Below are 6,748 nucleotides of genomic sequence, written 5' to 3'. Positions count from 1 at the left end.
TGGGTGACGACCGAGGGGCCGGCCCCCCCGGGCGGCGCGGATCGCGGTTGTGCGGTCATGGTGTTTCCTCACCTCCAAACGTTCGGGTGGGCTTGCGGGGTGGCGCCGTGGGTGGCCCCGTGGGTGGCGTTGAGCTTCGCCGCGGCGGCCATCCAGGCGCCGAGCTTCTGTTCGGGAACGGGCGTGGCGGCTGCCGGCCTTGCGCTGGCGGATCGGCTGGACGAGCGGAGCAGCGGCGCCTTGCCGGCGGCGGCGTCCTGCGTCAGCCAGGCTTTCCAGGCGGCCCCGGCATCGCGGTAGCGGTAGCCGTGGGCTTGGCAGCGCAGCCGGAAGCCTTCGGCGTGACGGTCCAGATCGACCCCGGCGAAGCGGTGTTCGGCCCAGGCGCGATCCTCGGCATCCGGCATCCAACCGTCCGGCACGGCCTGCGCGGGCCCGCGGGAAGCGTGCGAGTCCGGAGTCTGTTCGGATTCCGGCTGTTCCTGTCGCACCGGTGCACAAGGGGAGTCGGTGGGAGCGACATCCTTGGCCGGCGGCTGCACAGGGGGCGTTCCGGTCCGAACCTCCTCCGCGCCGGCCGCCGGAATCGCTCCGTCGCCGGGGACCAGCCGCAGCCGGTACAGGCAGGACAGGCGCCCGCCCGAGGCGGAGCGGCGGGACTCCCTCGCGATCACCCCGGATTCGGCGAGATGGCCGAGGATGCGGTTCACCGTGCTGCGGCTGCGCTTCAGCGCCGTGGCGAGGGTCGCCTGGGACGGCCAGCACTCGCCGCGGGCGTTGGCGTAGGTTGCCAGCGCCGCCAGAACGGCCAAACCGTCGGCGTCGATCGCGGGATGGCCGAGCCACCAGGCCGGAATCCGGCCCCACCGCCCGGTGTCGGCGGGCGGGCCGGATTCTCGTGGCGCCTCACCCGGTGGGGCGTCCGTTGCCGTGTCGTCGCGGGGTGTCATGATGCGGTCTCCGCAAGGCTGTCGGGACCGGCTCCGCACGGAAGGCGGGCCGGTGGCTTTGCGGATCAGGATTCCCGGCGGCGAACGACTCTTCAAACCGCGGGCTGTCGCTCCATAGCCGGGCATGGAGCGGTAACCCGCGCCATTGAAGCCCTGGCCCGCGCTCCTGGAGCCTTTGCCCGCCGTCATGGAGCGACAGCCCGCGCTTCAGCGCCGAATCGGAATCCTGGAGTGGAAACCCGCGCCCCTGGAGCGATAGCCCGCGCCTCCGGATTCGCGGTCGTTGGAGCCATAGGCTGCGGCCGGTGCGCGGGACTATGGAGCAACAGCCCGCGTTTCGGCGGAGTTTCACCCACCCGACATGGAGCGATAGCCCGCGGATATGGAGCGACAGCTCGCGCCCTGCCGTCCGAACCCGCCCGGGATGGCGATCCGGCGGCGAGCAGAGGATGGAGTTTCTGCTCGCGCTTCGCCGGTCCGACCCATGGAGTTCCGACTCGCGGGGAGACTCGCGGTCATGGAGCGATAGCCCGCGCCTTGGTCCGCGCCTTGATCTTCGTCGGTAGGGAGCGATTCGCAGCGGGCGGTGGAGTCGCGGACAGAGTCGAAGGATCTCAACGCCGTGCCGGAAAAGCGCGGGCTGTTGCTCCATACCCGCGGGCTATCGCTCCATGGGCGCGGGCAAAGGCTCCATACCGAAAGAGGTCGCCCGTCACGAAGCGGTTGTCAGCGCGCGCCTCCCGCCGCATGGTCATAGCCGGGCAAGGAGGGATTGGATGAGCAAGATCGCGACACCCGGCGCGCTGCAACTGGTTCTGTTCGAGCTGGAGGACCGCTCCCAGTCGCACCTGATCGCTCTGTACGATCTGGCGCCGCGCTACGTCTTCGCCTCGCGCGACGGCGGACGGTCCGCGGAGACCGCGCCGGCGAAGGGCAATTTCGTCGCGTCGATCAAGCGCGAGTTCACCTATCACGGCAGCACCTTCCACCTGACCATCCAGCCCGCCCGTCTGACCAGGATGGTCAACCGGGACGACGGGGCCGCCCAGGCCGATGGCCAGACCGAGATCGAATACGAGGTCTTCCCCGCCGAGCGTGAGCAGGTGGTGGAGCATGTGGTGCGTCGCCTCGCCATGGACCGCTCGCGCCTGTCGCTGGGCGGCGAGAACCGCGACAAGGTCCAGATGCGCTTCACCCTCTACGAGATCCAGCGCGAACTGAAGGCGGTCGGCCACACCCTGTCGATCCGCGACATCCGCGAATCGCTGACCATCCTGGCACGCTCGCGCATCATCATCGGCAAGCCGGCGGAGGGGGTGAAGAAGGGGCGCGGAGCCAACCTTCTGGAATCCACGGCCTTCCCGGTGCTGGCCATCCGCTCCCGCCCCGACCTGATCGGCGACGAGGGGGGCGACGAGGAAACCCACCTGCAGTTCAATCCGCTGGTTTCCTCGGCGATCCGGAACCTGGAGTTCAAGCCGGTCAGCTACCAGTGGCTGATGCGGCTGAAGAGCCCGGTGTCCCGCTGGCTCTACAACCGTCTCAGCGCCGAGTACGACTATTCGGGGGCGGAGACGCCGGGCGACCTGGGCGCCAGGGCAATGACGCTCTCGGCCGACGAGATCATCAAGAACAGCGGCATGAATGTGTGGAGCCGCCGCCGCGACACGCTGCGCGCGGTGACCTCCGCGGTGGACGCCCTGGTCGAGGAAGGCATCCTGACCAGCGCGGAGAAGCTCTACGACAAGGTGGGGGCCCGCATCGAGGGGATCACCTACGTGATGCTGCCCAGCGCCAAGTTCCTCGCCCAGGTGCGCAAGGCGCAGGCGGTGGAGAGCGCCAACGTGGCGGCCATGCGGGCGATCACCGGCGACGACCGCCGGCCCACCGATTTCGTGCCGGTCACCCCCGCCGCGACGGTGGAGACACGGGCCCGCCGCGCCAAGCGGCTGACCGAGGAGCCGCCGCGTCTGCCGATGGCCGAGGCCGGCTGACCGATCCCTCCGCGACCGGGCTCAGTCCCGGTCGGCGGCGGCGTTCAGCGAGTCGCGCAAGCTCAAGAGCGCGTCGCGCAGGCCGGCGAGGTCGGGGAGCGGGCAGTTGGCCGCCGCGGCGATGCGCTCCGGCAGCCCCGTCGCCCGTTCCCGCAGCGCGGTTCCCTGCGGTGTCAGGTGGATGCGCACCAGCCGTTCGTCCGCCGGGTCGCGCCCGCGGGTGACCAGCCCCTGCCCTTCCAGCCGCTTCAGCAGCGGGGTCAGCGTGCCGCTGTCGAGCAGCAGCCGCTCGCCAAGGGCCTTCATGGTCTGGCCGTCCTGCTCCCAGAGGAGGAGCATGACCAGATACTGCGGGTAGGTCAGCTCCAGCGCCTCCAGCAGCGGGCGGTAAACCCGCGTCATCGCCAGATTCGCCGAATACAGGGCGAAGCAGGCCTGGTTGGCCAGAAGAAGCGGGTTGTCGTTCTCGGTGCTCATCGTACGGGGGCTCCCAGCCAGGGACGCGTCGCGGGCCTGTTGCGCGCGACCCCATAGTGCATGGGGATATGGCACGCAACACGCCCGCAAGCATGAAACCCTGTTATGCGCCCAGTGAAGCGCCCTCTTACGCGATGGCCGTGTTCACCGCGATGTTGCCCTTGGTCGCGTGGCTGTAGGGGCAGACCTTGTGCGCGCGGGCCACCAGATCCTCGGCCGCCGCCTTGTCCAGGCCGGGCAGCGACACGGTGAGGTCCACCGCGATGCCGAAGCCCTCGCCGTCGTCGCGCGGGCCGATGCCGACCTGGGCGGTCACCGTCACGTCCGCCGGAACAGTGATCTTGTCGCGGTTGCCCACGAACTTCATGGCGCCGAGGAAGCAGGCCGAATAGCCGGCGGCGAACAGCTGCTCGGGGTTGGTGGCTCCGCCCTTGCCGCCCAGCTCCTTCGGAGCGGCCAGCGCCACCGACAGCAGGCCGTCGTCGGTCTCGGCCTTGCCATCGCGCCCGCCGGTGGCCGTCGCCTTGGTCGTGTAAAGAATCTTCATTGCGTGAACTCCTTCGAACAGATGGATCGTTTCGATCGGGGAAGCGGGTTGCCGCTTGTTGTCGAGAGGGACTGTCGCGCAAAATCGAATTGCGCGCAATGCATTTGATCATGCGTCATCGAATTGCGCGCAATGCATCGCCGGAATGGCGCCGAGGCACGCGCTTCGCAAGGCGGCGCGGATCAGGAGGCGCGCCGGTAGGTCCAGATGAAGCTGCCGTTGTGCCCACACCAGTAGCCGCTGGCGGCGCGGTTGGGCTCCAGGTCGGGGATGACGACCCCGCCGCCCTCTTCCGCGACCAGGATCAGGCCGCCGCCTTCCGCGTCGGGGGTGCCGACCGTCAGCCGCCCTTTGTCGTCCAGCCGCCCGATGCCGGAAAAATCGCACACCCAGCGTCCTGCCGTGGGCTCGGCGCCGCTGACGCTGACGGCGACCGTCCCATTGCGAAGGGCGATGGCGGCGATGCCGATGAATCCTTCATGATCGAAGCGGCCGACGTAACGCCCTATGGGCGACGGCGGTGCGGCCGGATCGGTGCGGAAGGACAGGATCGCCGTGCGCCCGTCGTACGCGCGGCGCAGGCAGGCCGCGTCGGCGCCGCAGGAATCGCGCTCGCGCAGCCACGCCCGCTGGTCGGCCTTCACCGCGGCCCCGGCGGCGCCCTCCTCCGGGCTGGCGCCCGACAGGCGCTCCAGCGCGGCGCGGTAGGTCGCGGCCAGCCGCCCATCCAGAGCGGAGAGCGCCGGATCGGCGCAGATCGCCTTTTCCGTCGGGGTGGCGGCCTTGGAGCAGGGAAAGCCCGCCGCGGCGGCGGCGGCGGTCGGCAGTGCCAGGAGGCCAAGGGCGAGCAGCGCTGGGCGAAGCATGCGGATTCCCCTTCGGCGGAGTCCCCTTCGAGGGGCTGGCCTCGACTCTGCCGTGGCGGCGCAGCGTGGTCAACCCGTCCTCCGGGGAGCGGCCGGTCCGGTGTGTTCCCGTTGCGCCGGGAAAGCAGGAAATCCGCGCTTCGCAGCGCTGCGGAAGTTTCCATCGTCACAGCGCTGCGACGAACTCTTTTAACAGCGCTGCGACGACTTGTGTTCTTGTAAGATGATGCGCTCTCTTCTTCGTGTTTGTGCGCTGCATCATAGTAATGGAAGCCATGCGATATCGGCGCGTCGTCTTTCGGGGGAGCGATGCCATTATATCCAGGCAGGCAGCACCGCCCCTCCGCCGGCATCGCGCAGGCCCCTTTCACGGCCAGCCGCCGACTCCGGCGCCCGAGCGGCCCGCCAGAAACAATTCGAACACACCGCGGCCTTCGACGCCGCCATGAGGACAGCCATGAACACCGATAGCTTTGCCAACCCCCTGTCGTCCACGGAACTGCGCAACATCCGCCGCCAGGCGGAAGCCCTGCGGGCCGCCTATCTGCGCAGCCTGTTCCGCCGTCTGGCCGCGGCCTTCAGCCGCCCGAGCGCTGTGACCAACGGCGCCGCGGCCAACGGCGGTCTGACCGCCGCCCGCTGAGGCGCGTCCGACACTTCAGGCCCCCTGCACGCGGCCGGACGGTCCGGCCGCGATTTTCTCGCCCGCCTTTGACCAATTTTAGCAAGATTCTTTAAGATTTTGCCGTGTATCATTTCCGAATGATACCCAAAATGGTGGTCTGGGGCAGACGCGAAAATGCAGGTTGTAATCGTCGATGACGATCCGTCCACGCTGTTCATCACCGGCGCGGTCATCCGGCGGATCGACGACGCGGAGCCCATCGGCATGGGCAGCCCGCTGGAGGCTCTGGACTGGCTGGCCGTCAACACGCCCGACCTGATCCTGATCGACCATGTCATGCCGGACCTCGACGGCATGGTCGTGCTGGAGCGCATCCGCGCCCAGCGGCATCTCGCCGACGTTCCGGTGGTGATGATCACCGCCGACACGTCGGTGAAGCTGCGGGTGGCCGCCCTCGAAAGCGGCTGCACCGATTTCCTGACCAAGCCCATCGTCGTGCCGGAGCTGCTCGCCCGGGCGCAGAACCTGCTGCGCCTGCGGCTGGGCCAGAAGATGATGCGCGATCAGGCCGCCGTGCTGCGCAGCCGGGTGGAGGAGGCGACCGCCCAGCTCCGCCAGCAGGCGCAGGAACTGGTGGCCCGCCTTGCCCGCGCCGCCGAATACCGCGACCCGGAGACCGGCCTGCACATCGAGCGGATGGCCAGCTACTCGCGCGTCATCGCCGAAAGCCTCGGGCTGGACCCCGACGATTGCGCCCGGCTGGCCGAGGCCGCGCCGATGCACGACATCGGCAAGATCGGCATTCCCGACGCCATCCTGTTGAAGCCCGGCCGCCTGACCGACGGTGAAATGCGGGTGATGCGCGAGCATCCGGCGATCGGCCACGCCGTGCTGCAGGGAAGCGAGCACCCGCTCATCTGCAAGGCCGCGGAAATTGCCCTGGGGCATCACGAGAAGTACGACGGCACCGGCTATCCCAAGGGCCTGCGGGGGGAGGAGATTCCGCTGGCCTGCCGCATCGTGGCCATCGCCGACGTCTTCGACGCGCTGACCACCGCCCGCCCCTACAAGAGGCCCTGGCCGCTCGACACCGCGAAGGCCTACATCGCCGAGCGCAGCGGCAGCCATTTCGACCCGGTCTGCGTCGACGCCTTCCTGCGCGCCTGGACGTCGATCCTCGCCATTCACGACGCCCATCCCGACCCGGATTTCACTGGGACGGACGACGCCGCGTTCCGTTAGACGGGAGGACGCGATGCCGGACACTCCCGCTTCCCCTTCCTTGCCCG

The 6,748-nt window shown here is 69.2% G+C and carries 7 protein-coding genes; 3 read left to right on the top strand and 4 right to left on the bottom strand.

Annotated features, from left to right (window positions below; all coding sequences use genetic code 11):
- Positions 1–68 precede the first annotated feature (68 nt).
- Positions 69–950 (bottom strand): helix-turn-helix domain-containing protein, encoded by an 882-nt coding sequence (locus GBZ26_RS03035; protein WP_246654037.1) that lies wholly within the window; start codon positions 948–950, stop codon positions 69–71.
- Between the two features lie 776 nt (positions 951–1,726).
- On the opposite strand from GBZ26_RS03035, the gene GBZ26_RS03030 reads away from it, so the two are divergent.
- Positions 1,727–2,944: a hypothetical protein gene (locus GBZ26_RS03030; RefSeq protein ID WP_035679948.1), complete on the top strand. Its 1,218-nt coding sequence runs from the start codon at positions 1,727–1,729 to the stop codon at positions 2,942–2,944.
- Positions 2,945–2,965: 21 nt separating this feature from the next.
- Here GBZ26_RS03030 and GBZ26_RS03025 read toward each other — a convergent pair whose 3' ends face one another.
- The 3 genes from GBZ26_RS03025 to GBZ26_RS03015 form a co-directional block, all read right to left on the bottom strand.
- Positions 2,966–3,421 carry a MarR family winged helix-turn-helix transcriptional regulator gene (locus GBZ26_RS03025; protein WP_174437535.1) on the bottom strand — a complete coding sequence of 152 codons (456 nt, stop codon included), beginning with the start codon at positions 3,419–3,421 and terminating at the stop codon, positions 2,966–2,968.
- A gap of 127 nt (positions 3,422–3,548) precedes the next feature.
- Positions 3,549–3,968, bottom strand: coding sequence for an organic hydroperoxide resistance protein (locus GBZ26_RS03020; RefSeq protein ID WP_035679953.1), 420 nt, complete (start codon positions 3,966–3,968; stop codon positions 3,549–3,551).
- A 182-nt stretch (positions 3,969–4,150) separates the two neighbouring features.
- Positions 4,151–4,834 carry a lysozyme inhibitor LprI family protein gene (locus tag GBZ26_RS03015; RefSeq protein WP_174437534.1) on the bottom strand — a complete coding sequence of 228 codons (684 nt, stop codon included), beginning with the start codon at positions 4,832–4,834 and terminating at the stop codon, positions 4,151–4,153.
- A 457-nt stretch (positions 4,835–5,291) separates the two neighbouring features.
- On the opposite strand from GBZ26_RS03015, the gene GBZ26_RS03010 reads away from it, so the two are divergent.
- Both GBZ26_RS03010 and GBZ26_RS03005 read left to right on the top strand, forming a co-directional pair.
- Complete coding sequence (locus GBZ26_RS03010) at positions 5,292–5,477, top strand: RSP_7527 family protein (RefSeq protein ID WP_174437533.1); 186 nt, start codon at positions 5,292–5,294, stop codon at positions 5,475–5,477.
- A gap of 156 nt (positions 5,478–5,633) precedes the next feature.
- Entirely contained in the window at positions 5,634–6,701 is a 1,068-nt protein-coding gene (locus tag GBZ26_RS03005; RefSeq protein ID WP_174437532.1) for an HD domain-containing phosphohydrolase, read from the top strand.
- Positions 6,702–6,748 lie beyond the last annotated feature (47 nt).

The sequence above is a fragment of the Azospirillum formosense genome (assembly GCF_013340925.1).
Classification (GTDB): domain Bacteria; phylum Pseudomonadota; class Alphaproteobacteria; order Azospirillales; family Azospirillaceae; genus Azospirillum; species Azospirillum formosense.
The sequence above is the reverse complement of the archived record's forward strand: the minus strand, read 5'-3'. Positions and strand labels throughout refer to the sequence as shown.